Source organism: Nocardioides sp. Soil_C_8, from assembly GCF_057656315.1.
The window spans coordinates 975223-1001131 of the sequence record NZ_JBDGKQ010000001.1; the positions used below are offsets into that span (position 1 = coordinate 975223).

The following is a 25909-nucleotide window of genomic DNA, read 5'->3' on the forward strand; positions in this document are numbered from 1 at the left end:
ACCTGCCCCCTGCCACGGGTTGTCGCTACTGCATTGTCGGCCCGGAGGACGGGCGGACGGAAATCGTCAGACCTTCTGGATCTGGCTGAACGACAGCTCGACCGGCGTCTCGCGGCCGAAGATCTCGACGAGCGCCTTGACGCGCTGCGACTCGGCGTTGATCTCGGTGATCGTCGCGTGGAGCGTGGCGAACGGGCCGTCGACCACCATGACGGAGTCGGAGACGTCGAAGTCGGCGACCTCGACCGGCTTGCGCGGCGTGGTGGCCGCACCCTTCTCGCCCGACGCGGCGGCCTCGGCCTCGGCGACGGCCACGACGGCCGGCGCGAGCATGTCCTCGACCTCGCTCATGCTCAGCGGCACGGGCTGGTGGCTGTGGCCCACGAAGCCCGTCACCGACGGCGTGTGGCGCACGGCGGACCAGGACTCGTCGGTGAGGTCCATGCGGACCAGGACGTAGCCGGGCAGGACGGTGCGGGTGACCATCTTGCGCTGGCCGTTCTTGATCTCCGCGACCTCCTCGGTGGGGACCACGATCTCGTGGATGTAGTCCTCCATGTTGAGGGAGATGATGCGGTTCTCGAGGTTGTGCTTGACCCGCTTCTCCATGCCGGAGTAGGTGTGCACGACGAACCAGTCGCCGGGCTTGGCCCACAGCTCGCGGCGGAACGCCTCGAGCGGGTCGCTCTCCTCGGCGGACGCGTCGGCAGCCTCGTCGTCGGCCTGCTCGTCAGTCGTCTCGTCGGCCTGCTCGTCGTCGTCGTCGTCGGTCGACTCGTCGGTCACGTCCGCGTCGCTCTGGTCGGAGGCCTCGTCGGCGGGGGTGTCCTCGACGACGTCCTCGACGGCGTCCTCCGGGGTCGCCTCGTCGACGGACTCGACCCGGTCGTCGACCTGGTCCACGTCATTGTTCTCAGACACGTCTCACTCCGTAGTTCGTAGCTGGGGGCGGGGAACCGTCTCCCCCGTCGTCACTGGACGCTGCCGCCACCGGTGAAGATCTCGAAGACCAGCTTTCCGAAAGCGAGGTCCAGGACCGTCACGAGCGCCATCACCACGACGACGAAGACCAGCACGACGAAGAAGTAGGTGATCAGCTGCTGCTGGGTGGGCCACACCACCTTGCGGAGCTCGGCCACCACCTGGCGCAGGAACGTGGCGGGGCTGGTGCGCCCACGGTCGTCGCCGCGCGAGTCGCGCCGGTCCTGAACCGCGTTGCCGTCGGCCACGTCATCCACCTTCTCGTTGTTGCTGTGCAGTGTTCCTCGCAGGGCACGAGGGACTTGAACCCCCAACCTTCGGTTTTGGAGACCGATGCTCTGCCAGTTGAGCTAGTGCCCTCCGGCGGTCTCATCCCCATCACTGGGGGCATGCCGAAGCATGTGGCGAAACCACCAATCCGGAAGCATACGGGGCGGTCCCAGTCCCCGTCGAACCGAGGCACCCCACCGGGCCGCGGGACGGGTACCGGGTCCCCCCTACGATGCGGGCATGGCAGGTGCGGGGGCGGGTCCGGAGGGCGCGGAGCCGCGTCGCGAGGTGTCCCGGCTGCCCAAGGCGCACCTCCACCTCCACTTCACCGGGTCGATGCGCCACGGCACGCTGCTCGAGCTCGCCGAGCGCGACGGCATCGTGCTGCCCGACTCGCTCGTCGAGGACTGGCCGCCGCAGCTCAGCGCTGCCGACGAGAAGGGCTGGTTCCGCTTCCAGCGCCTCTACGACGTGGCCCGCTCGGTGCTGCGCACGCCCGACGACGTACGCCGCCTCGTGCTCGAGGCCGCCGAGGACGACGTGCGCGACGGCGGCCGCTGGCTGGAGATCCAGGTCGACCCCAGCGGGTACGCCGCCCGCTTCGGCGGCATCACCGCGTTCACCGACCTGGTCCTCGACTGCGTGCGCGACGCGTCCGAGCGCACCGGGCTCGGCATCGCGGTGGTCGTCGCCGCCAACCGCACCCGCCACCCGCTCGACGCGCGCACGCTCGCGCGCCTCGCCGCCCAGTACGCCGGCCGCGGTGTCGTCGGGTTCGGGCTGTCCAACGACGAGCGTCGCGGCCGCACGGAGGACTTCGAGGGCGCGTTCCGCATCGCCGACCGGGCCGGCCTGCTGCTCGTCCCGCACGGCGGGGAGCTGCGCGGACCCGACCACGTCCGCCAGTGCCTCGACCGGCTGGGAGCCCACCGGCTCGGGCACGGCGTGCGCAGCGCGGAGGACCCGGCCCTGCTCGACCGGCTAGTGGCGACCGGGGTCGCGCTGGAGGTGTGCCCGGTATCCAACGTCTCGCTCGGCGTCTACAGCGACCTCACGTCGGTCCCGCTGCCCCAGCTCCTCGCCGCCGGCGCGACCATCGCGCTGGGCGCGGACGACCCCCTGCTCTTCGGGTCCCGGCTGGCGGGCCAGTACGCCACGATGCGCGCCGCGCACGACCTCGACGACGCCACCCTGGCCCGGCTCGCGGAGATGTCGTTCGAGGCCTCGCAGGCGCCGTCAGACGTCGTCGCGGCGGCGAAGCGGGACATCGCCGCCTGGCTCGGCTGAGCCGGAGGTCAGAGGGAGCAGCCGACCGTCACGGGCTCGTTGACGAGCGTGACGCCGAAGCGGTCGCGCACCCCGTCGCGCACCTCGCGGGCGAGGGTGAGCAGCTCGTCGGTGGTGGCTCCGCCGCGGTTGGTGAGGGCGAGGGTGTGCTTGGTGGACAGCCGCACCCGCTCCCCCGCGGCCGGGCTGGTGTGGCCCTTGCCGAACCCGGCGTGCTCGATCAGCCACGCGGCGCTCGACTTCACGGTGCCGTCGGGCTGCTCCCAGCGGGGCGCGTCGGCGGGCAGCGCGGCGGCCTGCTCGGGGCCGAGGAACGGATTGGTGAAGAAAGAGCCGGCGCTCCACGTGTCGTGGTCGGCCGCGTCGAGAACCATGCCCTTGCCGCGGCGCAGGCCGAGCACCGCCTCACGCACGTCGGACAGCGGGGCGCGTTGGCCCTCGGCGACACCGAGGGTGCGCGCCAGCTCGGCGTACCGCACGGGTGCCGCGAGGCTGCCCATCCGGAACTGGAACGTGACGTCGAGGACGACGTGCCGGCCGGGGTCGGCCTTGAAGCGGCTCGAGCGGTAGCCGAACCGGCACTCGCTCGCCGCGAAGGTCCGCACGCCTCGCAGGACGCGGTCCCACACCCGGACCCGGGCGATGGTCTGGGAGACCTCCTGGCCGTAGGCGCCGACGTTCTGGATCGGCGTGGCGCCGACCGACCCGGGGATCCCGGAGAGCGCCTCGATGCCGGACCACCCACGCTCGACGGCGTGCGCGACGAGGGCGTCCCACGACTCCCCCGCGGCCACCGTCACGGTCGCGCCGGAGCAGGACGGGTCGCCCGAGTCGTCGACGTCGGCGACGATCCCGCGGGTCGCGACGTGGACGACCGTGCCCGGGAAGCCCGCGTCGGCGACGACGAGGTTGGAGCCGCCGCCGAGGACGAGGACGGGCTCGCCCTGGGCGTCGGCCGCCCCGACGGCCTCGACGACCTCCTCCTCGGTCGCGGCCTCGACCCAGCGTCCGGCGGGACCGCCGAGCCGCAGCGTGGTGTGGTCCCGGAGGTCAGGCACCGGGTCAGGCACGCACGACCGCCTTCGGCATGCCGAGCACCTTCTGGCCCCCGCACGTCACCTGGAGCGCGAGGGTGACCAGGCCGTCGGCGACCGACTTCACGGTGCCGTCGACGACCACCTCGGCGCCGCCCTCGGCGGGTACGACGACGGGGCTGGTGAACTTGGCCCCCAGGTCGACGACCTCGGCGCCGCCGGTCCACTCGGCGACCGCGCGGCCGACCAGGGCCAGGGTGTACATGCCGTGGGCGATCACGCCGGGGAGGCCGACGCTGCGGGCGACGTCCTCGTCCTGGTGGATGGGGTTGTGGTCGCCGCTGGCCTCGGCGTAGGCCACGAGGTCGGCGCGGGTGACCGTGAAGGTCCTGGTCTCGAGGACGTCACCGGCGTCCAGGCGGTTGCTCATGCGGCCCCTCCGGACGAGTGGACGAGGGTGGCCTTGCCCGTGCAGACGACCGCGCCGGTGGCGTCGGTGATCTCGCTGGTCGTGGCGATGATGTCGGCGCCGCCGATCTGGCGGAGGCCGGTGACCGTCAGCGTCGCGCGGAGCTCGTCGCCGACCGCCAGGGGGCGCACGTAGGCGAAGCGCTGCTCGCCGTGGACGATGCGGTGCAGGTCGATCGCCTCGGCGTCGAGGAAGGCCTGCATCGCGTCGAAGGCCAGCACGATCGGGAAGGTCGGCGGGACCGACCCACCGTCCGCCCCGGGATGGCCGACGGCGTCGGCGAAGGCGCCGACCCGCTCGGGGGTCACGGACAGGGGCGCCGGCGCGGGGAACTCGCGCCCCACCAGCGAGGGGTCGACGGGCATGCCCCAGAGCCTACAAACACGACAACCCGTCCGAGTGCTCGGACGGGTCGGGTGCGACGAGGAACGGCGTCAGCGGGTCTCGCGGTGGATCGTGTGCCGGCGGTCGCGCGGGCAGAACTTCTTCAGCTCGATCCGGTCGGGGTCGTTGCGCCGGTTCTTCTTGGTGATGTAGTTGCGCTCCTTGCACTCCGTGCACGCGAGCGTGATCTTGGGGCGGACGTCAGAAGACTTGCTGGCCATCGGAGAACCTCTACTTTGCTGGTGATGCGGGAGACTGGGTGGTAGCGGGGGCGGGACTCGAACCCGCGACACCACGATTATGAGCCGTGTGCTCTAACCACCTGAGCTACCCCGCCGCGGAGGAAGGACCACCCGGAGGAGGTCCGACCCAGAGCCCCTTTACGGAATCGAACCGTAGACCTTCTCCTTACCATGGAGACGCTCTGCCGACTGAGCTAAAGGGGCAACGACGGAGAACGATACACACGCCCCGCCGGGTTGAGAAATCGGCTCCGCCTCTGCCCGATCCGGCCGTTCAGGACGCCTGGATGCGGGGCCAGCCGACGGCCTCCTCGAGCTCGTACGACAACCCGAGCAGGCGTGCCTCGCGGCCCGCTCCGGCGCCCAGCATCATCCCCTGCGGCAGCCCTGCGGCGGTGGTCGCCAGGGGCAGCGAGACGGCCGGCTCCCCGGTGGCGTTCTGCAGCGGCGTGAACGCCACCCAGTCCATCAGCCGGTCCATGATCTCGTCGTAGTCCTGGTCGGGACGGAGGTGGCCGACGCGTGGCGTCTCGGTCGCGAGGGTGGGCGTCAGCGTGACGTCGTACGACGCCCGGTGGCGAGCGGCGAGGTGCTGGGAGCGGCGCAGCACGGAGATCGACCACGGCTGCTTGTGGAGGTTGCGCGCCGCGTGCCGGGCCAGGCCGAGGGTGAGGTTGTCCAGCCTGGCCGGGTCCCACGTGGGCCCGAAGTCCTTCCTGCCCCGGCGGACGATGACCAGCGCGAGCATCGACCAGAAGCGGACGAAGTGGTCGGGGAAGCCGGTCGGGATCGGGTTCTCGACCTCCTCGACGTGGTGGCCGAGCTCCTCGAGCAGCGCGGCGGTGCGCAGCGTCAGCTCGCGCACCTCGGGGCTGCAGGAGCGGCCGATCCCCTCGGTCACGACCGCGACGCGGAGCCGGGCCCGGCTCGGGCGGGTGACGTCGCCGACGGGGGCGAGGAGCGGGTTGCGCCAGACCTTCTCGGCCTCGCGGTAGAACGCGGCGGTGTCGCGGACGCTGCGGGTGAGGACGCCGTCGGAGACGATCCGCACCGGCATGTCGCGCATCATCCGGTCCTGCGCGAGGCGGCCGCGGGTGGGCTTGAGGCCGACGAGCCCGTTGACCGCGGCGGGGATGCGGATGGATCCGCCGCCGTCGTTGGCGTGCGCGATCGGCACCGCTCCGGCCGCGACGAGCGCGGCAGAGCCCGCGGACGAGGCGCCGGCGTAGTGCTCGGGGCTCCACGGCGACCGGACCGGCCCGAGGCGCACGTGGTCCGCGGCCCCGGAGAAGCCGAACTCCGAGAGCTGCGTCTTGCCCAGCGGGACGAGCCCGGTGGCGAGGTACATCCGCGCGAAGTCGCCGTCGGCCGGCTGCGGCGCTGCGGTGAAGGCGTCGGAGCCGTGCTGGGTGGGCATGCCGGCGACGTCGACGTTGTCCTTGACGAAGGTCGGCACCCCGGCGAACCAGCCGCCGCGCGGGTGCCTGGCCTCCTCCCGGGCGCGGTCGTAGGCGGCGTACGCCACGGCGCCGAGGGCGGCGTCGACCCGCTCGGTGCGGGCGATGGCGGCCTCGACGACCTCCGGAACCGACACGACCCCGGAGCGCAGGGCCTCGACGAGGCCGGTCGCGTCGAGCTCGGCGAGGGCGTCGTCGGTGGAGAAGGCGTGCACGCGCTCCATGGACGGGGAGCATAGGGACTCGGCGCGGGTCGCGGCAGGGGCGAATTCGGTGGCCGACGCCGTGCTGGTGGTGCAGCGTGGCGGGCATGACGAGCAGCAGTGACTACTGGGACGCCGAGACCGCGGCGACGTACGACGAGAGCTCGGCGTTCATGTTCGAGCCAGAGGTCCTCGACCCGGCGGTCGACTTCCTGGCCGCCCTAGCCGGCGACGGCGCCGCGCTGGAGATGGCCATCGGCACCGGCCGGGTCGCGATCCCGCTGACCGAGCGGGGCGTCCCGGTCTCCGGCATCGAGCTGTCACAACCCATGACGGACGAGCTCCACCGCAAGCGGCCTGACGTCCCCGTCGTCGTGGGCGACATGGCCACGGCTCGCGTCGACGGCGAGTTCAGCCTCGTGTACGTCGTCTGGAACAGCATCGGCAACGTGCGCACCCAGGCCGAGCAGGTCGCGTGCTTCGGCAACGCTGCCCGCCACCTCGCCCCGGGCGGCCGCTTCGTGGTCGAGCTGTGGGTGCCCGGCATCCGGCGCTTCCCGCCCGGCCAGGCCGCGGTGCCCTTCCACGTCGGGCGCCGCCACGTCGGGTTCGACACCTACGACATGACCACGCAGCAGGGCACGTCCCACCACTACCGCCGGCACGACGACGGCACGGTCACCTACGGCGAGAGCAACTTCCGCTACATCTGGCCGGCCGAGTGCGACCTGATGGCGCAGCTCGCCGGGATGGTGCTCGAGCGACGCGTCGCGGACTGGCACGGGGCTCCGTTCACGAACGACAGCGAGAGCCACGTGTCGGTGTGGCGCAAGCCCGGCTGACGCCGGACCGGGTCAGCCGGCGCACCCGCGGCGGTGGCAGTCCGCGAGGTGGTCGTCGACGAGGCCGATGGCCTCCATGAGGGCGTACATCGTCGTCGGTCCCACGAAGGCGAAGCCCGCCTTCTTGAGCGCCTTCGACAGCGCGATCGACTCAGCCGAGGTGGTGGGCACGTCGGCCGTGGTGCGCGGCGCCGGCCCCGGCTCGGGCCGGAAGGACCAGATGAACGCCTCCAACCCGCCCTGCTCGCGCAGGGCGACCGTGGCGCGCGCGTTGGTGATCGCCGCGTCGACCTTGCGGCGGTTGCGGACGATGCCGGGGTCGCCCATCAGGCGCTCGACGTCGTGGTCGTCGTAGGCCGCGACGGCATCGGCGTCGAACCCGGCGAAGGCGGCGCGGAAGTTGTCGCGCTTGTCGAGGATCGTGCGCCACGACAGGCCCGACTGGAAGGCCTCCAGCGTGAGCCGCTCGAGGTGGGCCGCCTCGCCGTCGACGCGCAGCCCCCACTCGGTGTCGTGGTAGGCGAGGTTGACCGCGTCGCCCGCGCCCCAGGGGCACCGTGCGATCCCGTCGGCGCCGACGACGGGGCCGACGCCGCTCAGCGTCGTTCCTTGAGCCGCACGTTGGGCAGGACCGGCGCGGGGATGGGCTGCAGGTCGAGGTCGACCGTGCCGAAGCGCCCCTCGGCGACCTCGCGGCCGTCGGCGACGACGTCGTCCCCGTCGCCCACGAGGATCTGGTCCTGCCACTCCTGGCGGTAGCCGGCGATCTCGTCGTGGCTGCGACCGATGAAGTTCCACCACATGACGATGGGCTCGCCGAAGGGCGGACCGCCGAGGAGGAGCAGCCGGGCCTCCTCCTGCGCGGTCACCGTGATGGTGGACCTGCCGTGGGGGACGTGGCCGAGGTCGCTGGGCGCCAGCTCCTGGCCGTCGACGTCGATCTCGCCCACGTCGAGGAGCACGCCGTGCTCGAACGTCGGGTCGACCTCGATCTCGAGGCTCTTGCCCGGCGCGAGCATGATCTCCGCGCCGAGGAGCGGGGTGTGCACGTGCACCGGCGAGGTGGCGCCGAGCAACGAGCCGATGAAGACCCTGGCCTCCCACCCGGGCCCGCGGACCGGGTCGGGCGCGAAGTGCTCGAACCGGGGCTCGACGTGGCGGCTCTCGTCCGGCAGCGCGATCCAGAGCTGGGCGCCGTGGAGCAGCGTGGTGTCGGGCGTGGAGACCTCGGTGTGGCTGATGCCGCGTCCGGCTGTCATCAGGTTCAGCTCGCCGGGACGCACCGTGGCGAGGCTGCCGACGGAGTCGCGGTGCTCGAGCTCGCCGCCGAAGAGCCAGCTGGCGGTCTGGAGGCCGGTGTGCGGGTGGGCCGGGAGCACCATCCCGCCGGTGCGGTCGACCTCGTCCGGCCCGTAGTGGTCGACGAAGCACCAGGCACCGATCAGGGAGCGATGGCGCTGCGGGAGCGTGCGTCGTACGCGCATGGCCCGGGGACCTCCCAGCGGGACCTCACGCGGAGCGAGCACCTCGACGTCGGTCATCGACCGCCACGGTACCCGGAGGGGTGAATGTGCGCAGGTCGTCGTCCCTCTCCGGCCTCCTTCCCGGGCGTGACCCGGGTCACGGTCGGCCCGGATGTCGGAATAGCCGCCGGGAGGTCGCCGTTGGCGGCTCTCGTGCCCTCCCTCTTCGAGCCCCTGACCCTCGGCGCCGTCCGCGCCGACAACCGCGTGCTGATGGCCCCCCTCACCCGGATGCGGGCCACGGCGCCGGGAGACGTGCCGAACGACCTGATGCGGGAGTACTACGTGCAGCGCGCGGGCGCGGGGCTGCTCATCTCCGAGGGCACCCAGATCAGCCCGGAGGGCAAGGGCTACATGGACACCCCTGGCATCCACAGCGACGAGCAGGTCGCCGGGTGGCGCCGGATCACCGACGCCGTGCACGAGGCCGGCGGGTTGATCGCCGCCCAGCTGTGGCACGTCGGCCGCGTCTCCCACGAGTCGTTCCACGACGGCGAGCTGCCGGTCTCGGCCAGCGACGGGCCCTACCGCAACCGCACCACCGTGCGCGGCGAGGGCGGCCGGCCGACCCGGGTCAGCTGCCCGGTCCCGCGCCCGCTGCGCCTCGAGGAGGTCCCGCGGCTGCTCGAGGACTACCGGCGCGCGACGGTCAACGCCCGCGAGGCCGGCTTCGACCTCGTCGAGATCCACGGTGCTCACGGCTACCTGCTGCACCAGTTCCTCGCAGCCGACAGCAACCTCCGCACCGACGAGTACGGCGGCTCGCTGACCAACCGCGCCCGGCTGATGCTCGAGGTGACCGACGCCGTCGTCGATGCCTGGTCCGCCGACCGGGTCGCCATCCGGATCTCCCCGATCGGCTCGTTCAACGGGACCGAGGACCCCGAGGGCGCCGAGGCCGGGTTGTACGTCGCCGGTGAGCTCGGTCGTCGCGACCTGGCCTTCCTCCACCTGTCCGAGCCGGACTGGGCCGGCGGGCCGGAGCTCGACGACGACTACCGGCGTGCCCTGCGCGCGGCCCACCCCGGCCCCATCGTCGGTGCCGGGAGCTACGACCTCGCCAAGGCCGAGCGGCTGCTGGACGCGGGCCTCGTCGACGCCGCGGCCTTCGGCCGCTCGTTCATCGCCAACCCCGACCTGCCGCGCCGCCTCGCCGAGGGCCTGCCCCTCAACCCGCCGCGACCCGAGACGTTCTACGGCGGCGACGCCGAGGGCTACACCGACTACCCGGCACACGGCGCCGCCTGAGTCGTTCGCGTATTCGGTTCGTGCCGTCGCCCGCCGACGCCTAGGGTTCGACTCGAGATGCAGGACTACCCACCTCGGATCGCGACGTTCTTCACGGGCACGGACGACGCACCCACGCCGGACCCCGACACCCGTTCGCCGCTGGCGTTCCTCCGGTGGATCCTCGGGCGCCAGAAGGGCGTGATCGCGCTCTCGTCGCTCTGCTACGCGCTGTGGTTCCTGCCGATGACCCTCGGGCCGTGGATCTTCGGCCGAGCGGTGGACCAGGGCATCGTCGGCGGCTCCGAGACCGCACTTGCCGGCTGGGCGGCGCTGCTGCTCCTGGTGGTCGTGATCGGCGGCGTCTTCGGCGTCGTGTCGCACACGCTCGTGGTGCGCAGCTGGCTGGTCGCGCTCTACGGCGCCCTCGAGATGGTCACCCGCAAGGTCGCGCAGATGGGGCACGTGCTGCCCCGCCGGTCCCCGACCGGCGAGGTGCTGAGCGTCGCCTCGAGCGACTCCGACGAGTTCGGTGCGCTGAGCGAGATCCTGGCGCGCACGGTGGGCCAGCTGGCGTCGTACCTCACCGTCGCCTTCATCGTGCTCACCATGTCGTGGCAGCTCGGCCTGCTGACCCTGGTGGCGGCGCCGGTGCTCGTCGGGGCGGCCCTGCCGCTGCTGCGTCCGCTGCACCGGCGCCAGCAGCTCGAGCGCTCGCGCACCTCCGACCTGACCTCGCTGGCCACCGACATCGTGGCCGGGCTGCGGATCCTGCGCGGCATCGGCGGTGAGCAGACCTTCGGCACGAACTACGCCCGCCAGTCGCAGTCGGCTCGCGAGGCCGGCGTGGCGGCCGGCATCTGGCAGGCCGTGGTCGAGGCCGTGGGCGTGCTGCTCTCGGGCATCTTCCTCGTGGCGCTGGTGTGGCTCGGCACCCGGGAGGTCCAGGACGGCACCCTCAGCGTCGGCCAGCTCATCACCTTCCTCGGCTACGGGCTCTTCATGGTCGGCCCGATCCGGACCTTCTTCGAGTTCGCGCAGAAGGGCGTGCGGTCCCTGGTCAGCGCCCGCAAGGCGATCGCCATCTTCGACGAGCGCCCGCCGTGGCGCGACCCGGCCGACCCGGTCGCCCTCGACGGCGGCGCCCCGCTTCACGACGCGGCGAGCGGCCTGACCGTGCAGCCCGGCATCCTCACCGTCGTCGTCAGCGCCGTGCCCGAGCAGAGCGCCGCCCTCGCCGACCGGCTCGGCCGCTACCTGCCCGCCGACACCGAGCCCGTCCCCTCCGTCGAGGAGACCGGCACCAAGGGCCGCGCCGCCCGTCGGTCGCGGGCCGAGCGGGCGCGGGAGCGCTCCCGGATCGCCGCCCTCGACGAGGAGCAGGCGCGCCTTGAGTGGGGCGTCACCCTCGGCGGCGTCGACCTCTCCCACGCCCGCCTCGACGACGTACGCCGGCTGGTGCTGGTCAGCGACACGACCAGCCAGCTCTTCGCCGGCACCCTGCAGGACGCCGTCGACCCCCACGCGCGGCTGACGCGGGAGGAGGCCGAGGAGGCGCTCCGCGTCGCCAGCGCCGAGGACGTCTACGACGCGCTGCCGGAGGGCTGGCAGGGCCAGCTCGACGAGCGCGGTCGCGGCCTGTCCGGCGGCCAGCGCCAGCGGGTGGTGCTCGCTCGCGCCGTGGCCGCCGACGCGCCCGTCCTCGTGCTGGTCGAGCCGACCTCCGCGGTCGACGCGCACACCGAGGCCCGCATCGCCGCCCGGGTCGCCGAGACCCGCCGGGGCCGGACGACCGTGGTCACGACGGTCTCGCCGCTGTGGCTGCACCACGCCGACCGCGTCGCGCTCCTCCACGACGGGACCGTGGTCGCCGAGGGCCGCCACGCCGACCTGCTGGCCGACGACGAGGCCTACCGACGCGTCGTGACGCGCGAGCTCGACGAGGAGGAGCCGGCCCGATGACCACCGACCTCCTCGCCACCTCCGCCGACACCTGGCGCGACCGGGCCGACGACCCGCCGGCCGTCCCGCCCGAGCTCGACCCTCCGGGCGACGTCGGGCTGCGCGAGCGCAACCGCGCGCTCTGGCAGCGCCACGACCTGCGCCGGCAGCGCGCGGAGGACGTCTACGCCGCCTCGCGCAACCCGGTCCGCGGCTGGCCCGTGTCCGGCAACCGCGCCGTGCTCGCCTTCTTCGGCGACCTGGTGCGCACGCGGAAGCGCTCCTTCGCGCTGCTCGTCCTCCTCAACGCGCTCGCGGCCGGCTCGGCGCTCGTCGTCCCGCGGCTGCTCGGGTCGCTGGTCAACCGGGTCGACGCCGACGGGGCGGCGGCGGCCGGCCTCGACACCCTCGCCCTCGCCGTGGTGGGCGTGGTGGTCCTGCAGGCGGTGTTCACCTTCGGCGCCCAGTGGACCTCCACCCACTTCGGCCAGGACCTGCTCGCCTCCGCGCGCGAGCACGTGGTGAGCACGATCCTCCGGCTGCCGGTCGGTCGCGTCGAGGGAGCGAGCACGGGCGACCTCGTCACCCGCGTCACCCGCGACGTCGGGACGATGGCGCGGTCGGTGCAGTGGGGCGTCCCGCGCCTGCTGATCTCGCTGATGACCGTCCTGCTGTCCATCGTGGCGATGATGCTCAACTCCCTCGTGCTGGCGGTGCCCGCGCTCGTCGTCTTCGCGCTGTGCACGCCGGCGGTGCGCACCTACCTGCGGCGCGCGCCGAAGGCGTACATCACCGAGGGCGCCACCTACTCCCGCATCAACACCACGCTCACCGAGACCGTCGAGGGCTCGCGCACCGTCGAGGCGCTGGGGCTGTCGAAGGCCCGGGTGGACGCGGGCTCCGACGACATCGCGGTCTCGGCGCAGGCCGAGCGCTACGGCATGACCCTGCGCAACGTGCTCTTCGCCGCGCTCAACGGTGCCTTCCAGGTGCCGCAGGTCGTCACGCTGGTCGTGGGCGCCTACGGCTACAGCCAGGGGTGGGTCGACCTGGGCCAGATCACCGCGGCGCTGCTGTACGTCGTCGCGCTGGCCGAGCCGCTCGACGCCGTGATCGGCGAGGTCGACCGGCTCCAGGTCGGAGCGGCCTCGACCAGCCGCCTGCTCGGCATCGCCGAGGTGCCGCCCGACCGGGAGCCCGGCGACCGGCTGCCCGACGGCGTCGAGCTGGTGGCCGACGACCTCCGCTTCGCCTACCGGGAGGGCCACGACGTCCTCCACGGCGTCGACCTGCGCCTGCGCACCGGCGAGCGGCTCGCGGTCGTGGGGCCCAGCGGGTCGGGCAAGTCGACGCTCGGCCGGCTGCTGTCGGGCATCAACCGGCCCCGCACCGGCTCGGCACGCGTCGGCGGCGTCGACCTGGTCGACCTGCCGCTGGAGGTGCTGCGCACCGAGGTCGCGCTCGTCACCCAGGAGCACCACGTCTTCATCGGCACCGTGCGCGACAACGTCGTGCTGGCCCGCGAGGACTCCCCCGACGACGCCGTGCGACAGGCGCTCGCCGCGGTCGGAGGGCTGTCCTGGGTCGAGCGGCTGCCCGAGGGCCTGGACACGATGATCGGGTCGGGCCGCTTCTCCCTGACCCCTGCGCAGGCGCAGCAGGTCGCGCTCGCCCGGCTGATCATCGCTGACCCCCACACCCTCGTGCTCGATGAGGCCACCTCCCTCATCGACCCGCGCACCGCCCGCACGCTCGAGGGGTCGATGAACAACCTGCTCGAGGGCCGCACGGTCGTCGCGATCGCCCACCGGCTCCACACCGCGCACGACGCCGACCGCATCGCCGTCGTCCTCGACGGCCGCATCGTCGAGCTCGGCAGCCACGAGGAGCTGCTCGACCTCGACGGGGAGTACGCCGAGCTCTGGCACGCCTGGACGTCCTGAGCCCGCGGGCTCGGTCTGCTGCCTGTCGCTGGAGTCACCGGATATCCGGTGAGTCTCCTGCTTGTCACACCAGACCTGGGTGTCGAAGCGGGAGACTCGGGTGCGAAGTCCGCCGCCCACTGGCGACCGTGGGTGGCGGCGCGTCAGCCGTCGAGGCTCCGGTCGAGGTTGATCACGGCGCTGATCAGGCTGAGGTGGGTGAAGCCCTGCGGGAAGTTGCCCAGCTGCTCGCCGTTGAGCCCGACCTGCTCGGCGTACTGCCCGAGGTGGTTGGCGTAGGTGAACATCTTCTCCAGCGCCAGGCGGGCGTCGGCGAGCCGGCCCGCCCGGGTCAGGGCTTCGACGTACCAGAACGAGCAGAGGGAGAACGTCCCCTCCTCGACCGGGTCGCCGTCGCCGTCACCGGGCATGGAGACGCCGTCACCGAAGGCGGCCGGGTCGTAGCGCAGCACGAGGCTGTCGGTGACGAGCCGGTCCTCGATCGCGGCGAGGGTGGAGAGGAACCGCGGGTCGTCGGGGGCGAGCATCTTCACCATCGGCATCAGGAGAGCGCCGGCGTCGAGCACGTCGCTGTCCGCGAAGGCGGTGAAGGCGCCGAGGTCGTCGTTCCAGCAGTCGGTCATCACGCGCTCGTAGATCTCGTCGCGCGTGGCCGCGAGCTCGGTCAGGTCGCCGGGCAGCCCGCGGCGACGCGCCACGCGCATCATCCGCTCGACGGCGACCCAGCTCATCACCAACGACGTCGTGTGGGTGCGCGGCCCCGAGCGGATCTCCCACATGCCGGCGTCGGGGCGATCCCAGTTGTCCATCAGCCACGACACGATGCCGCGCAGGTCGCTCCACGCGTCGTGGCTGATGCCGCGTCCGTGCTTGTCGAAGAGGTAGACCGAGTCGACGATCTCGCCGTAGACGTCGAGCTGCAGCTGGTCGACCGCGGCGTTGCCCACCCGGACCGGGCGGGAGCCCCGGTAGCCCTCGAGGTGGTCGAGCTCGCGCTCGTGCGGCAGGCCGCCGTCGAGGTCGTAGAGCACCCGCAGCGGCCCGAGCTCGTCGTCCGCGCCGTCGGCCGCCTCGCCGAGCCGCTCGGAGAGGAAGCGGACGAACGCCGCCGCCTCGTCGGTGAAGCCGAGGCGCAGCAGGGCGTAGACGCTGAACGCGGCGTCGCGGACCCACACGTAGCGGTAGTCCCAGTTGCGGCTGCCTCCGAGGCTCTCGGGGAGGCTGGTGGTGGGCGCGGCGATGATGCCGCCGGTGGGCTCGTGGCACAGCAGCTTGAGGGTCAGGGCCGAGCGGTCGACCCACTCGCGCCACCGGCCGGTGTAGGTCGACTGGCCGAGCCAGCTCCGCCAGAAGGCCGCCGTGGCCTCGAACAGCTCGGAGACGTCGGACTGCTCGCACCCCAGTGCGGGCTCGCCCGGCGCCAGGACCTCGAGGACGAACAGCGCGGACTCGCCCGTCGCCAGCGCCAGCCGCGCCGTCGCCGAGGTGTCGGCCACGTCGAGCCCGACGGTGCTGGACAGGGCCAGGTGGACGTCGCCGTCGGCGAAGCGGACGACGTCGTCGTCGACGCTGAGGTCAGGCCGGGTGGCGCCGTAGTCGGGCCGGGGCGCCATGTGCATGGTGAGGTCGACCGAGCCGCGCAGGCCGACGACGCGACGCACGAGCCGCTGCCGGTGGTCGGGGTCGTGGGCCCGCAGCACGGGCATGAAGTCCTGCACCTCGACCACCCCGTGCTCGGTCATGAACCGCGTCACGAGGATGTTGGTCTCGGGGTGGTAGTACTGCTGGCTGCGCGCCTCGGGGTCGTCGGGACGGATCCGCCACGATCCGCCGTCGGGGTCGAGGATCGAGGCGAAGACGCTCGGTGCGTCGAAGCGGCCGGGGCAGAACCAGTCGATGGTGCCGTCCGTGGCGACGAGCGCTGCGGTGCGGAGGTCTCCGATCAGGCCGTGGTGGGCGATGGGTGCGGCCGGGCCGCACCCACCGTCACTCGCCATCGGCGTCGCCGCTCCCGAGCCGCCAGCCGCCCCGGGGCAGCTCGAGCGCCTCTGCGGGTCCCCACGACCCGCGGTCGTACGGCACGGGGGTCGGCCGGTCGTCGATCACCGGCTGGCACACCTCCCACAGCCGCCGGGTCTCGTCGGCGTGGGCGAACAACGTGTGGTCGCCGTGGAGCACGTCGAGGAGCAGGCGCTCGTAGGCCTCCAGCGGCTCTGCGTCCGGCAGCTCCTCGCCCAGGTCGAGGCGCATCGTGGCCGGCGCGAGCTCCATCTCCGGACCCGGGCGCTTGCCGAGCAGGTCGACGTGGATCTTCGCCTCGTCGGTGAGCTCGAGGACCAGCTCGTCGCGCGCCAGGCCGTCGCCGAAGACGGTCGAGTCGGGCGCACGGAAGCGGAGCGTCACCGTGCGCCGGGTCTCGGCCATCGCCTTGCCGGTGCGGAGGTGGAACGGCACGTCCTGCCAGCGGTCGTTGTCGACCCACGCCTCGAGCGCCACGAAGGTCTCGACGTCGGAGTCCTCGGCCACGTCGTCCTCGTCGCGGTAGCCGTCGTACTGCCCGAGCACGACGCGCGCCGGGTCGAGCGGGCGGACGTCGGCGAACACCGCCGCCCGCGCCCGTCGTACGGCGTCGGCGGACCACTCCCCCGGGTCCTCCAGGGCGACCGCGCCGAGGATCTGGAACAGGTGCGTCGAGACCATGTCGCGCAGCGCGCCGGTCGACTCGTAGAACGAGCCGCGGCCCTCCATCGCCAGCGTCTCGGGGACGTCGACCTGCACCGAGGCGATGCTGTGGCGGTTCCACGCCGGCTCGAAGAGCGCGTTGGCGAAGCGCAGCGCGAGGAGGTTCTGAACGGCCTCCTTGCCGAGGAAGTGGTCGATGCGGAAGACCTGCTCCTCCTCGAAGACCTGGTGCACGTCGCGGTCGAGCTCGTCGAAGGACGGCAGGTCGAGGCCGAAGGGCTTCTCGATGACCAGGCGGGCTCGCTCGGCCAGCCCCTCCCGCCCGAGCATGCCGACCATCCCGGACATCGCGGTCGGCGGCACCGACAGGTAGACGAGGCGGCGTACGTCGTCACCGAGCCCCTCCTCGACCTCCCGCACCCGCGCTGCCAGGTCCGCGCCGTCGTCGGCGTCGGCGGTCTGGAAGGACACCCGGTCGAGCAACTCGCGCGCGACGCTCTCGTCGAGGTCGTCGACCGTGTCGCGCAGCCCCTCGCGCACCTCGTCGCGAAAGTCGTCGTCGGAGCCGGGCGAGTGCCGGCCGCTGCCGATGACGGCGTAGTCCTGCGGCAGCCTCCCGGCCGCGGCGAGCCGGTAGAGGCCCGGGAACAGCTTGCGCGCAGCGAGGTCCCCGCGGGCGCCGAACAGCAGGAACACGCAGGGCGGCAGGTCGGCGGAGGTCATGCTCGCCACGCTAACGACCACCCGAAGGAGTGGTCCGGCACCCGGGCGGGCTCAGGAGTTGCTGTAGACCGCCGGTCCGCCGTCGTCCCCGTCCGTGGCCGGACCGCGCCCGGCCCACGTCCAGGCGTACGCCGGGTCCTCCACGGCGAGCCCACCCTCGCCCAGCTCGAGCGGAGCGAAGGTGTCGACCATGACGGCGGACTCGTCGAAGTACTGCACGCCCAGGCTGGCCTCGATCGCGCTGGGCTGGGGACCGTGCGCGTGGCCGCCCGGGTGCAGGCTGATCGAGCCGATGCCGATGCCCGAGCCCTTGCGGGCCTCGTAGTCGCCGCCGACGTAGAACATCACCTCGTCGGAGTCGACGTTGGAGTGGTAGTACGGCACCGGGATGGCGAGCTCGTGGTAGTCGACCTTGCGGGGCAGGAAGTTGCAGATGACGAAGTTCCAGCCCTCGAAGACCTGGTGCACCGGCGGCGGCTGGTGGACCTTGCCGGTGATCGGCATGTAGTCCTCGATGTTGAACGTGTAGGGGTAGAGGCAGCCGTCCCAGCCGACCACGTCGAAGGGGTGCGTCGCGTACGTCAGTCGCGAGCCGACGACCTGACCGGCAGCGCGGTGCTTCACGAGGACCTCGACGTCGGTGCCGTCGGCCTGGAAGGTCTCGGCAGGTCCGTGGAGGTCGCGCTCGCAGTAGGGCGCGTGCTCCAGCATCTGGCCGAAGCGCGACAGGTAGCGCTTCGGTGGGTGGATGTGGCTGTTGGCCTCGATCGCGTAGAGCCTGGACGGCTCCGCCGGCACCCAGCGGTGGTCGGTCGCACGCGGGACGACCACGTAGTCGCCGGCGCGGTAGGGCACGACACCGAAGACGGTCTCGACCACACCGGCGCCGGTCTCCACGAAGACGCACTCGTCACCGATGGCGTTGCGGTAGAGCGGCGAGGGCTCGGTGCCGGTGACGACGTACGTGATGCGGACGTCGTTGTTGCCCAGGACCACCCGCCGGCCCTCGACGGGGCACGACCCGGTCTCGAGGTCGTGGAGCTTGAGGTGGCGCGGCTTGAGGGGGTGGTTGGGCGTGCGCGACTGGTCGGGCAGCTCCCAGACACGGCTGTCGGTGATCGCGCTGGGGACGCCGCGCCGGTAGAGGAGCGAGGAGTCCGAGGAGAAGCCCTCCTCGCCCATCAGCTCCTCGCGGAAGAGGTGGCCGTCCTCGTCGCGCAGCTGGGTGTGGCGCTGGCGAGGCAGGCGGCCGAGTGCTCGGTAGTGGGCCATCGGTGCGATCCAATCATCCGACTATCGGACGCAAGTGTCCGCTATCTGGTGGCTAGAGTAGCCCCGTGGCTCCGACTTCTGAACCCACGACCTCCGCCTCGATCCCAGACGACTGGCGCGGCCTCGTCGACGACGCGGCCGTCTTCCCACCCGGCGACGCCGACCTCGCCGAGGCACTGGGCGCGTACGCCGCCCGGGCCGGGGAGTGGTGGGCCGGCCTGGTCGGGTCGTTCGTGGTCCCCGACACCGCGCTCGGGTCGGTGCCCGCCGACGTGCCGGTCTCGGTCGTGCTGACCAGCGGCGCCGGAGCCGTCGAGGGCGTGGCCACGCTCGCCGCACGCAAGGGGCTCACCCTGGCCGGGCTCGAGGTAGCGGTGCGCGACGCCGACGACCCGGTCGGCAACGTCCGCCGGATCGACGCGGCCGTCCGTGCCGCCGAGCTCGACGTCCCGGTCTCCATCGAGGTCCCCGGCCCGGCCACCCCCGCCTGGCTGGCCGCCGCCGACGAGGTCGCCGCCTGCGACCACCGGCTCAAGCTCCGGCTCGGCCACGTCGACCACGACCTCATCCCGGACGCCCCGACCGTGGCGGCCTGGATCGACGCCGCCCTCGACCGCGAGTGCCGCTTCAAGGCCACCGCCGGCCTGCACCGGGCGGTGCGCCACGACCCCGAGGGTGGCGGCGCCCACGGGTTCCTCAACGTGCTGGCGGCGACGCAGGCGCTCTGGGACGGCGGGTCCGTCGCCGACGCGACCGCAGCGCTCGAGCAGCGGGACGGCCGGTCGCTGGCCGGCACCGACGTGCCCGCCGCGCGACGCTGGTTCACCTCCTTCGGCTCGTGCTCGGTGACCGAGCCGCTCGACGACCTGATCGCCCTCGGACTCCTGGAGAAGCCATGACCCTCACGCCCCCTCCCGCCAGCTGGGTCGAGGGGGCCGCGGGCTCCGGCTTCGACGTCGACCACCTGCCCTACGGCGTCTTCGCGCGCTCCGGCGAGCGGCCCCGGGTTGCGGTGCGCATCGGCGACCAGGTGCTCGACCTGAGCGTCGTCGCGGCCGCCGACATGGTCGACACGCACGCGCTCTTCGACCAGCCCACGCTGAACCCGTTCATGGCGGCCGGTCCCGAGGTGTGGGCCTCGACCCGCGCGTGGATCACCGGCCTGCTGACCGGCGAGGCCGAACGCGACCTCGTCGAGCCCGCACTCGCGCCGCTGGACTCCGTGACGATGCTGCTGCCGTTCACGGTGGGCGACTACGTCGACTTCTACGCCTCCGAGCACCACGCCTCCAACGTCGGCCGGATGTTCCGGCCCGACTCCGAGCCGCTGCTGCCCAACTGGAAGAACCTCCCCGTCGGCTACCACGGCCGCTCCGGCACGGTCGTGGTGTCGGGCACCGACGTCGTACGCCCCTGCGGGCAGCGCAAGGCACCCACGGACGAGCTGCCGACCTACGGCCCGTCGCAGCGTCTCGACATCGAGGCCGAGCTCGGCTTCGTGGTCGGCGTGCCGTCCCCGCTGGGCGAGCGGGTCCCCACCGCCGACTTCGCGCGCCACACCTTCGGCGTGGTGGGCCTCAACGACTGGTCGGCGCGCGACATCCAGGCCTGGGAGTACGTTCCGCTCGGCCCGTTCCTCGGCAAGTCGTTCGCGACGTCGATCAGCGCGTGGGTGACCCCGCTCGCCGCGCTCGCGGCCGCCTGGACCGACCTGCCGGGACAGGACGACCCGCCGGTGCTCGACTACCTCCGCGTCGACGGGCCTGCCGGCCTCGACATCGAGGTGGAGGTGGTGCTCGACGGCGAGGTCGTCGCCCGTCCGCCCTACCGGACGATGTACTGGTCGCCGGCGCAGATGCTGGCCCACACGACCGTCAACGGTGCCAGCCTGCGCACCGGCGACCTCTGGGCCTCGGGCACCATCTCGGGCGCGGAGCCGGACCAGCGGGGCTCGCTCCTGGAGCTGAGCTGGGGCGGCAAGGAGCCGTTCACCGCCGGTGGGCGGGAGCGGACCTTCCTCGAGGACGGCGACGAGGTGACGCTGCGCTACTCCGCGCCCGGGACGGGCGGCGGACGCCTCACCCTGGGCGAGGTCACCGGGCGGATCCTCCCCGCCCGCTGACCTCCCGGGTCCTAGGCTGCTCCCGTGATGCAGCTCGGCCAGTACGCCGCTCCGCGGCACGTCGTCGCCCACCTCAGCGACCCGCACCTCATCGGGGGCGGCGCGCTCCACTACGGCGTCATCGACAACGACGCCAACCTGCGTCGCACGCTGGACCGGCTGGCGGCCGTCGACCCGGCCCCGCAGGCGATCGTCTTCACCGGGGACCTCGCCGACCGCGCCGAGCCCGACGCCTACGACAGGCTCCGCTCGATCGTCGAGCCCTTCGCCACCGGGATCGGCGCGACGGTGGTCTGGACGATGGGCAACCACGACGAGCGAGCGCCGTACGCCAAGGCGCTGTTCGACTCCGACGACGCCGGCTGCCAGGACCGTGTCCACGAGGTCGACGGGCTGCGGATCGTCGCCCTCGACACCAGCGTGCCCGGCTACCACCACGGCGAGCTGCTCCCCGAGCAGCTGGCCTGGCTCGCCGACGTGCTGGCCACGCCCGCCGAGCACGGCACCCTCCTGGCGATGCACCACCCGCCACTCCCCCTGCCGATGATCCGCGCCGCGGAGCTCATCGAGCTCCACGACCAGCAGGCGCTCGCCGACGTGATCACCGGCACCGACGTGCGGGGCATCCTCGCCGGGCACCTCCACCTGCCGACGTGGTCGACCTTCGCCGGCGTACCGGTCTCGGTGACCGCGGCCAGCTGCTACACCATCGACCCGGCGCCGGTGGACCGCTTCGTCTCGGGCGTCGACGCCGGCCAGGGCTTCACCATGGTGCACGCCTACGACGACCGCCTCGTGCACACGCAGGTGCTGCTCGAGCGCGGCACCGAGGTGAGCCACGTCGGCTCCGACATCGTCGAGGCGCTCGAGGGCGTGCCGCTGGAGCAGGCCCGCGAGCTCGCCTCCAGCAAGACGTCCCCGTTCAACAACTAGCCGCACAGAGGACCACCGTCTTGCGACTCCTGCTCATGCGCCACGGCCAGACCCACGCCAACGTCTCCGGGGAGCTCGACACCGCCCACCCCGGCCTCGACCTCACCGACCTCGGCCGCGCCCAGGCCGCGGCCGCGGCGAAGGCGATCGCCGACGAGCACCTCGACGCGATCTACGTCTCCAGCCGGGTGCGTACCCACCAGACCGCGGCTCCCACGGCCGCGGACCGCGGCCTCGACCCGGTGCAGCTCGACGGGCTGCACGAGATCGCCGCGGGCGACTTCGAGATGCGCAGCGACCACGACGCGGTGGCCGGCTACATCGGCGCCGTCGCGACCTGGCTCGAGGGCGACCTCGCCCACCGGATGCCGGGCGGCGAGACCGGCGAGGAGTTCCTCGCCCGCTACGACGCAGCCGTCCGCAGCATCGTCGACGCGGGCCACGGCGCCGCGCTGGTCGTCAGCCACGGCGCCGCGCTCCGCACCTGGGTCTCGACCCGCATGGCTCCGCACCCCGACGCCCCGCCCGCGACCCAGCCGCTCCACAACACCGCCCTCATCGTGCTGGAGGGCGACCACGAGTCCGGCTGGGAGATGGTGTCCTGGCAGGGCCACCCGGTCGGCGGCGACTTCCTCGAGGACCCCACTGCCGAGGACCCCACCGGCGACCTCGACTCCGACGGGGACGGCGAGATCGGCTGAGGGCGACATCGCGGACACGTGCGGCGGGTGCGACCTTGCGCTAGACCCCTTCCGTGCCGATGCCCGGGTGGACGAACGGGTGCCCGGCACGCATCTGCTCGACCGAGCCGGGGTGGACCCGGGCGAGGTGGGCGAGCCCGCGGCGGCGGTAGCGCAGCGTCTGCACGACGCCGAGCGTCCAGAAGACGTACTGCACCGACATCGCCAGCTTGAAGTCGCCGAGCGTGTAGGACTCCATGCCGCCGGTGGACGACAGGTCGAGGACGACCCCGATCAGCGCCATCGTCAGCAGCGACGCGGTGAAGCCGCCGATGTTGACCAGGCCGTTGGCCCGTCCGGTCTCGTGCGGGGGCGTGAACGAGCGGGCCAGGTCGAAGCCGACCATCGACGCCGGTCCGCCGCTGGCCGTCGCGAACGCCATCACGACCACCAGCCAGGTCGGCGCGGCGCCCGGCCACAGCAGGACGCCGGTCCAGGGCACGACCATCGTCAGCACGACGCCGACCACGATCCACGAGCGGTAGTACGGCAGCCGGCCCACCAGCCGCGCGAGCACCAGCCCGCTCACCACGGCCCACGCGGTCATCGCCATCAGCAGCGTGCTCGCCTCGGCGGAGGACCACCCGAGGCCCTGCACCAGGAAGGGATAGCCCCACAGCAGCGTGAAGACGGTGACGGAGAACTGCGAGGAGAAGTGGGACCACATCCCCAGCCGCGTGCCGGGGTTGCCCCACACGGTGCGCACCGACTGGGCGAGCGCGCGCAGCTTGATCGCCACCACCGCGTCGCGGCGGTAGGGCGAGTCCTTGACGAGCGCGACGACGGCGACGAGCAGCACGACGCCGAGGCTGGAGGCCAGCGCGAAGGTGCGGGTCCAGCCCAGCTCGTGGAGGAGGTACGACAGCGGGCCGGCCGCGGCGATCGCGCCGAGCTGCCCGGTCAGCCCGGTGAGCTGGGTGACCATCGGCGCCTGTCGCACCAGGAACCAGATGGTGACGAGCCGGATCACGCTCACGAAGATCATCGCGTCGCCCGCTCCCACGACGGCGCGGGCCGCGACGGCCCCGCCGAAGGAGGTGGTGAAGGCGAAGGCCAGCTGGCCCGCGCTCATCAGCACCAGACCGGCCAGCAGCATGGCGCGCGACCCGTAGCGGTCGAGCAGGACGCCCACCGGCACCTGCATGCCGGCGTAGACGACGAGCTGGAGCACGGTGAACGTCGCCAGGCTCGTGGCGCTGATGTCGAACCGGTCGGAGGCGATGATGCCCGCGACACCGAGCGAGCTGCGGTTGAAGACCGCCAGCACGTAGACCGCGAGCGAGACCAGCCAGATGACCCAGGCCCGCCGCTTGCCGATGTCGTGGATCTGCTCCGCGCTCACTCCTGCACGGCTTCGTGGTCGACGCCGAGCGCCGCGGAGAGCTCGGCACGCGTCGGCGGGTCGGCCCCGGGTCGCGAGACGTTGATCGCCGCGCCCACGGCCGCCGTGGTGACGACCTCGAGCAGGTCGCGGTCGGTCAGCTCGCGGAGCGCGGCAGCGGCCGCGGCACCGTGCACGCCGTGCGCCAGCAGGGCGTCGACCAGGACGCCGCTGAAGGTGTCGCCGGCACCGACGGTGTCGGCCACGGCGACCGGCACACCGGGCACGTCCAGCACGGTCCCACCGGGGCGTACGGCGACAGCGCCCGCGCCACCGCGGGTCACGACGACCAGCCCCGGGCCGGCCTCGGCCCACCGGGCGGCGGTCGTCACGGGGTCGTCGTCGGGGTGGAGCCACGCGAGGTCCTCGTCGCTCACCTTGACCACGTCGGCGAGCGCGACGAGCTCCTCGACGCGCGCGACGGGGCCGGTGCGGTCCGGGGTGATGGCCGGGCGGGCGTTGGGGTCGAGCGAGAGCAGCGCCCTCCCCCGGTGGTTGCGGAAGGCCTCGAGCACCGCGTCGGCACCCGGGTCGAGGACCGTCGCGATCGAGCCCACGTGGAGCACGTCGCACTCCTCCGCGGGCACCGCGTCGAGGTGCCAGTCGAGGTCGAAGTCGTAGGTGGCGGCGCCCGCGTCGTCGAGCGTGACCGCTGCGGACGACGTACGGCCCGAGGCGGTCGGGCCCGCGAGCACGGTGACGTCGCTCGCCTCCAGCCACGCGCGTACGGCGGCACCGCGCGCGTCGTCGCCGAGCAGGGTCACGAGGCGCACGTCGTGCCCGAGCCGGCCCAGGGTGATCGCCACGTTGGCGGGGCTGCCGCCCGGGTGGTCACGGGTCGTGCCGCCGGGGCCGGGCACCACGTCGACGAGCGCCTCGCCGACGACGAGGATCCGGGGCTGCGCGTCGGTCATGCCCCCATCATGCCGGTGCCTCGTGCCCGTCCGACATCGCGGCCGCGCCGGCGAGACCCGAGGCGAGGCTCGGCGCGAGCGGCAGGCGTGGGAGGAGGGTCGCCTGCACCGCGTGGTACAGGTCGGGCTTGCCCGGCCAGACGGTCGCGGCGGGCTGGTTGTCGGTGTCGAGCTCGTGGTGCCAAGACCCGCGCTCGGCGTCGCGCAGGTGCTCGACGACGTAGTCCCACCACTCGGCGTGCTGCAGGGCGAAGCCCTCCTCGCCCGTACGCCGGTGCAGCGATGCCGCGGCCGCGATCCCCTCGGCCGCGACCCAGTGCATCCGCGTGCGCACGACCGGCCGGCCCTCCCAGTCGGTCGTGTAGACGAAGCCGCGCGCACCGTCGACGTCCCAGCCGTCCGCGACCGCCCGGTCGAAGAGCAGCCGCGAGGTGTCGAGCAGTCCGGCCGGAGCTCCGTCGCCGAGCGTCGCCTCGAGGTGCAGCAGCAGGCGCGCCCACTCGAGGCCGTGCCCGACGGTCGCGCCGTAGGGCTTGAACGGGTCGTCGGGCCGGTCGCGGTTGAGCTCGAGGTCGACCGACCAGTCCGGGCCGAAGTGCTCGGGCAGCCGGCCGTCGTACGTCGTCGCGAGCTCGACCACCAGGCCGGCGAGCCGGGTGGCACGCTCGCGCCAGGCGGGGTCGCCGGTGGCGTCGCCGACGGCGAGCATCGCCTCGACGGAGTGCATCGTGGAGTTGAGCCCCCGGTAGGGCATCGGCGCGGTCCAGGCGCGGTCCCACTCGTCGACGACCCGGCCGAGCGAGTCGTCCCAGAAGCGCTGGAGGAAGGTGTCGGTCGCCTCCTCCAGCAGGGGCGCCGCCCCGGGGAGGCCGGCCACGACGGCCGTCGACCCGGCGAGCATCACGAAGGCGTGGGCGTAGCAGGCCTTGGTCTCCTCCACCGGCGCGCCGCTGACGTCCACCGAGCCGAACCAGCCGCCGTGCTCGGGGTCGCGCAAGGTCGTACGCAACCCGGCGAGCGCCGCGGTCGCGATCGAGGCGCTGCCCTCGACGCCCATCAGCGAGCCGAGGCCGAAGACGTGGACCATCCGGCTGGTGATCCAGGTGTGGACCGGGCGGTCCAGGTCGGGGGCACCGTCGTCGTCGAGCCATGCGGCACCACCGAGCGGGTGCACCACCCGGCGGCCGAAGCCGAGCAGGCGACGGCACTCGGCGTCGAGCCAGGCGTCGTCGGGCCCGAAGGGCACCGAGGGGGTCGAGAAGATCGGAGCGCTCACCCCAGGCAGTCAAGCAGCCACCTGCGCAACGCACGAGACCCCCGCACATGGTGCGGGGGTCTC

At 73.0% G+C, this 25909-nt stretch carries 24 protein-coding genes and 3 tRNA genes; 9 read left to right on the forward strand and 18 right to left on the reverse strand.

The genetic code is table 11. The features are described from left to right. Positions 1–66 precede the first annotated feature (66 nt). The 3 genes from nusG to AC3A3L_RS04775 all read right to left on the reverse strand — a co-directional run bounded on the left by nusG (position 67) and on the right by AC3A3L_RS04775 (position 1341). A complete protein-coding gene (gene nusG / locus AC3A3L_RS04765; protein ID WP_487638876.1) occupies positions 67–921 on the reverse strand; it encodes a transcription termination/antitermination protein NusG in 855 nt (284 codons plus the stop codon). A 50-nt stretch (positions 922–971) separates the two neighbouring features. Continuing rightward, positions 972–1229: a preprotein translocase subunit SecE gene (secE, locus tag AC3A3L_RS04770; protein ID WP_487638877.1), complete on the reverse strand. Its 258-nt coding sequence runs from the start codon at positions 1227–1229 to the stop codon at positions 972–974. A 39-nt stretch (positions 1230–1268) separates the two neighbouring features. Next, a tRNA-Trp gene (locus AC3A3L_RS04775) sits at positions 1269–1341 on the reverse strand. A gap of 150 nt (positions 1342–1491) precedes the next feature. Here AC3A3L_RS04775 and AC3A3L_RS04780 point away from each other — a divergent pair. Next, entirely contained in the window at positions 1492–2538 is a 1047-nt protein-coding gene (locus tag AC3A3L_RS04780) for an adenosine deaminase (RefSeq protein ID WP_487638878.1), read from the forward strand. A gap of 8 nt (positions 2539–2546) precedes the next feature. On the opposite strand, the gene AC3A3L_RS04785 is transcribed toward AC3A3L_RS04780, so the two are convergent. From AC3A3L_RS04785 to AC3A3L_RS04815, 7 genes are all read right to left on the reverse strand, one after another. Beyond that, positions 2547–3596: a UDP-N-acetylmuramate dehydrogenase gene (locus AC3A3L_RS04785; protein ID WP_487638879.1), complete on the reverse strand. Its 1050-nt coding sequence runs from the start codon at positions 3594–3596 to the stop codon at positions 2547–2549. A 4-nt stretch (positions 3597–3600) separates the two neighbouring features. Further along, complete coding sequence (locus AC3A3L_RS04790) at positions 3601–4002, reverse strand: MaoC/PaaZ C-terminal domain-containing protein (protein WP_487638880.1); 402 nt, start codon at positions 4000–4002, stop codon at positions 3601–3603. Beyond that, the gene (locus tag AC3A3L_RS04795; RefSeq protein ID WP_487638881.1) at positions 3999–4406 is read right to left on the reverse strand and encodes an FAS1-like dehydratase domain-containing protein; all 408 of its coding nucleotides are present in this window, start codon (positions 4404–4406) and stop codon (positions 3999–4001) included. Before AC3A3L_RS04795 ends, AC3A3L_RS04790 begins: the two co-directional genes overlap by 4 nt. Before the next feature lie 69 nt (positions 4407–4475). After that, positions 4476–4646 carry a 50S ribosomal protein L33 gene (gene rpmG / locus AC3A3L_RS04800; RefSeq protein ID WP_056907127.1) on the reverse strand — a complete coding sequence of 57 codons (171 nt, stop codon included), beginning with the start codon at positions 4644–4646 and terminating at the stop codon, positions 4476–4478. A 39-nt stretch (positions 4647–4685) separates the two neighbouring features. Further along, positions 4686–4762: transfer RNA gene (locus tag AC3A3L_RS04805), tRNA-Met, on the reverse strand. A 36-nt stretch (positions 4763–4798) separates the two neighbouring features. Continuing rightward, positions 4799–4871: transfer RNA gene (locus AC3A3L_RS04810), tRNA-Thr, on the reverse strand. Between the two features lie 70 nt (positions 4872–4941). Further along, on the reverse strand, positions 4942–6348 hold the full coding sequence (locus AC3A3L_RS04815; RefSeq protein ID WP_487638882.1) for an amidase: 1407 nt from the start codon (positions 6346–6348) through the stop codon (positions 4942–4944). An 86-nt stretch (positions 6349–6434) separates the two neighbouring features. Here AC3A3L_RS04815 and AC3A3L_RS04820 point away from each other — a divergent pair, with 86 nt between their 5' ends. Next, entirely contained in the window at positions 6435–7169 is a 735-nt protein-coding gene (locus AC3A3L_RS04820) for a class I SAM-dependent methyltransferase (protein ID WP_487638883.1), read from the forward strand. Positions 7170–7181: 12 nt separating this feature from the next. Here AC3A3L_RS04820 and AC3A3L_RS04825 read toward each other — a convergent pair whose 3' ends face one another. Next, positions 7182–7769, reverse strand: coding sequence for a DNA-3-methyladenine glycosylase I (locus AC3A3L_RS04825; RefSeq protein ID WP_487639821.1), 588 nt, complete (start codon positions 7767–7769; stop codon positions 7182–7184). Next, positions 7766–8710, reverse strand: coding sequence for a pirin family protein (locus AC3A3L_RS04830; RefSeq protein ID WP_487638884.1), 945 nt, complete (start codon positions 8708–8710; stop codon positions 7766–7768). The genes AC3A3L_RS04825 and AC3A3L_RS04830 overlap by 4 nt, the downstream gene beginning before the upstream one ends. Positions 8711–8845: 135 nt before the next feature. Here AC3A3L_RS04830 and nemA point away from each other — a divergent pair, with 135 nt between their 5' ends. Genes nemA through AC3A3L_RS04845 form a run of 3 tightly spaced genes read left to right on the forward strand, consistent with a single transcriptional unit; the run spans position 8846 to position 13803 of the window. Continuing rightward, the gene (gene nemA / locus AC3A3L_RS04835) at positions 8846–9940 is read left to right on the forward strand and encodes an N-ethylmaleimide reductase (protein ID WP_487638885.1); all 1095 of its coding nucleotides are present in this window, start codon (positions 8846–8848) and stop codon (positions 9938–9940) included. A 57-nt stretch (positions 9941–9997) separates the two neighbouring features. Continuing rightward, a complete protein-coding gene (locus tag AC3A3L_RS04840) occupies positions 9998–11881 on the forward strand; it encodes an ABC transporter ATP-binding protein (protein ID WP_487638886.1) in 1884 nt (627 codons plus the stop codon). Then, positions 11878–13803 (forward strand): ABC transporter ATP-binding protein, encoded by a 1926-nt coding sequence (locus AC3A3L_RS04845; protein ID WP_487638887.1) that lies wholly within the window; start codon positions 11878–11880, stop codon positions 13801–13803. The genes AC3A3L_RS04840 and AC3A3L_RS04845 overlap by 4 nt, the downstream gene beginning before the upstream one ends. Positions 13804–13946: 143 nt before the next feature. On the opposite strand, the gene AC3A3L_RS04850 is transcribed toward AC3A3L_RS04845, so the two are convergent. Genes AC3A3L_RS04850 through AC3A3L_RS04860 form a run of 3 tightly spaced genes read right to left on the reverse strand, consistent with a single transcriptional unit; the run spans position 13947 to position 18480 of the window. Next, positions 13947–15800, reverse strand: a complete 1854-nt coding sequence (locus AC3A3L_RS04850) for a glycoside hydrolase family 15 protein (RefSeq protein WP_487638888.1) — start codon at positions 15798–15800, stop codon at positions 13947–13949. Then, positions 15790–17208 (reverse strand): glucose-6-phosphate dehydrogenase, encoded by a 1419-nt coding sequence (gene zwf, locus AC3A3L_RS04855; protein ID WP_487638889.1) that lies wholly within the window; start codon positions 17206–17208, stop codon positions 15790–15792. Before zwf ends, AC3A3L_RS04850 begins: the two co-directional genes overlap by 11 nt. Positions 17209–17259: 51 nt before the next feature. Beyond that, positions 17260–18480, reverse strand: a complete 1221-nt coding sequence (locus AC3A3L_RS04860; RefSeq protein WP_487638890.1) for a homogentisate 1,2-dioxygenase domain-containing protein — start codon at positions 18478–18480, stop codon at positions 17260–17262. 65 nt (positions 18481–18545) lie between these two features. On the opposite strand from AC3A3L_RS04860, the gene AC3A3L_RS04865 reads away from it, so the two are divergent. From AC3A3L_RS04865 to AC3A3L_RS04880, 4 genes are read left to right on the forward strand one after another with little or no spacing between them, the layout of a single operon-like run. After that, positions 18546–19379 carry a hypothetical protein gene (locus tag AC3A3L_RS04865; RefSeq protein ID WP_487638891.1) on the forward strand — a complete coding sequence of 278 codons (834 nt, stop codon included), beginning with the start codon at positions 18546–18548 and terminating at the stop codon, positions 19377–19379. After that, positions 19376–20602: a fumarylacetoacetase gene (gene fahA, locus AC3A3L_RS04870; RefSeq protein ID WP_487638892.1), complete on the forward strand. Its 1227-nt coding sequence runs from the start codon at positions 19376–19378 to the stop codon at positions 20600–20602. Before AC3A3L_RS04865 ends, fahA begins: the two co-directional genes overlap by 4 nt. Before the next feature lie 27 nt (positions 20603–20629). Beyond that, positions 20630–21535 carry a phosphodiesterase gene (locus tag AC3A3L_RS04875; RefSeq protein ID WP_487639822.1) on the forward strand — a complete coding sequence of 302 codons (906 nt, stop codon included), beginning with the start codon at positions 20630–20632 and terminating at the stop codon, positions 21533–21535. A 20-nt stretch (positions 21536–21555) separates the two neighbouring features. Further along, positions 21556–22236 (forward strand): histidine phosphatase family protein, encoded by a 681-nt coding sequence (locus AC3A3L_RS04880; RefSeq protein WP_487638893.1) that lies wholly within the window; start codon positions 21556–21558, stop codon positions 22234–22236. Between the two features lie 40 nt (positions 22237–22276). Here AC3A3L_RS04880 and AC3A3L_RS04885 read toward each other — a convergent pair whose 3' ends face one another. From AC3A3L_RS04885 to AC3A3L_RS04895, 3 genes are read right to left on the reverse strand one after another with little or no spacing between them, the layout of a single operon-like run. After that, a complete protein-coding gene (locus tag AC3A3L_RS04885; protein WP_487638894.1) occupies positions 22277–23617 on the reverse strand; it encodes an MFS transporter in 1341 nt (446 codons plus the stop codon). Further along, positions 23614–24570 (reverse strand): carbohydrate kinase family protein, encoded by a 957-nt coding sequence (locus AC3A3L_RS04890; protein ID WP_487638895.1) that lies wholly within the window; start codon positions 24568–24570, stop codon positions 23614–23616. Before AC3A3L_RS04890 ends, AC3A3L_RS04885 begins: the two co-directional genes overlap by 4 nt. Before the next feature lie 7 nt (positions 24571–24577). Further along, the gene (locus AC3A3L_RS04895) at positions 24578–25846 is read right to left on the reverse strand and encodes an AGE family epimerase/isomerase (RefSeq protein WP_487638896.1); all 1269 of its coding nucleotides are present in this window, start codon (positions 25844–25846) and stop codon (positions 24578–24580) included. Positions 25847–25909: the final 63 nt, after the last annotated feature.

Bases quoted from the DNA above. Each gene is read 5' to 3' on its own strand.
- AC3A3L_RS04780 (WP_487638878.1), top strand. From the start codon at position 1,492: ATGGCAGGTGCGGGGGCGGGTCCGGAGGGCGCGGAGCCGCGTCGCGAG.
- AC3A3L_RS04790 (WP_487638880.1), bottom strand. From the start codon at position 4,002: ATGAGCAACCGCCTGGACGCCGGTGACGTCCTCGAGACCAGGACCTTC.
- AC3A3L_RS04795 (WP_487638881.1), bottom strand. From the start codon at position 4,406: ATGCCCGTCGACCCCTCGCTGGTGGGGCGCGAGTTCCCCGCGCCGGCG.
- rpmG (WP_056907127.1), bottom strand. From the start codon at position 4,646: ATGGCCAGCAAGTCTTCTGACGTCCGCCCCAAGATCACGCTCGCGTGC.
- AC3A3L_RS04815 (WP_487638882.1), bottom strand. From the start codon at position 6,348: ATGGAGCGCGTGCACGCCTTCTCCACCGACGACGCCCTCGCCGAGCTC.
- AC3A3L_RS04820 (WP_487638883.1), top strand. From the start codon at position 6,435: ATGACGAGCAGCAGTGACTACTGGGACGCCGAGACCGCGGCGACGTAC.
- AC3A3L_RS04830 (WP_487638884.1), bottom strand. From the start codon at position 8,710: ATGACCGACGTCGAGGTGCTCGCTCCGCGTGAGGTCCCGCTGGGAGGT.
- AC3A3L_RS04840 (WP_487638886.1), top strand. From the start codon at position 9,998: ATGCAGGACTACCCACCTCGGATCGCGACGTTCTTCACGGGCACGGAC.
- AC3A3L_RS04845 (WP_487638887.1), top strand. From the start codon at position 11,878: ATGACCACCGACCTCCTCGCCACCTCCGCCGACACCTGGCGCGACCGG.
- AC3A3L_RS04850 (WP_487638888.1), bottom strand. From the start codon at position 15,800: ATGGCGAGTGACGGTGGGTGCGGCCCGGCCGCACCCATCGCCCACCAC.
- zwf (WP_487638889.1), bottom strand. From the start codon at position 17,208: ATGACCTCCGCCGACCTGCCGCCCTGCGTGTTCCTGCTGTTCGGCGCC.
- AC3A3L_RS04860 (WP_487638890.1), bottom strand. From the start codon at position 18,480: ATGGCCCACTACCGAGCACTCGGCCGCCTGCCTCGCCAGCGCCACACC.
- fahA (WP_487638892.1), top strand. From the start codon at position 19,376: ATGACCCTCACGCCCCCTCCCGCCAGCTGGGTCGAGGGGGCCGCGGGC.
- AC3A3L_RS04875 (WP_487639822.1), top strand. From the start codon at position 20,630: ATGCAGCTCGGCCAGTACGCCGCTCCGCGGCACGTCGTCGCCCACCTC.
- AC3A3L_RS04890 (WP_487638895.1), bottom strand. From the start codon at position 24,570: ATGACCGACGCGCAGCCCCGGATCCTCGTCGTCGGCGAGGCGCTCGTC.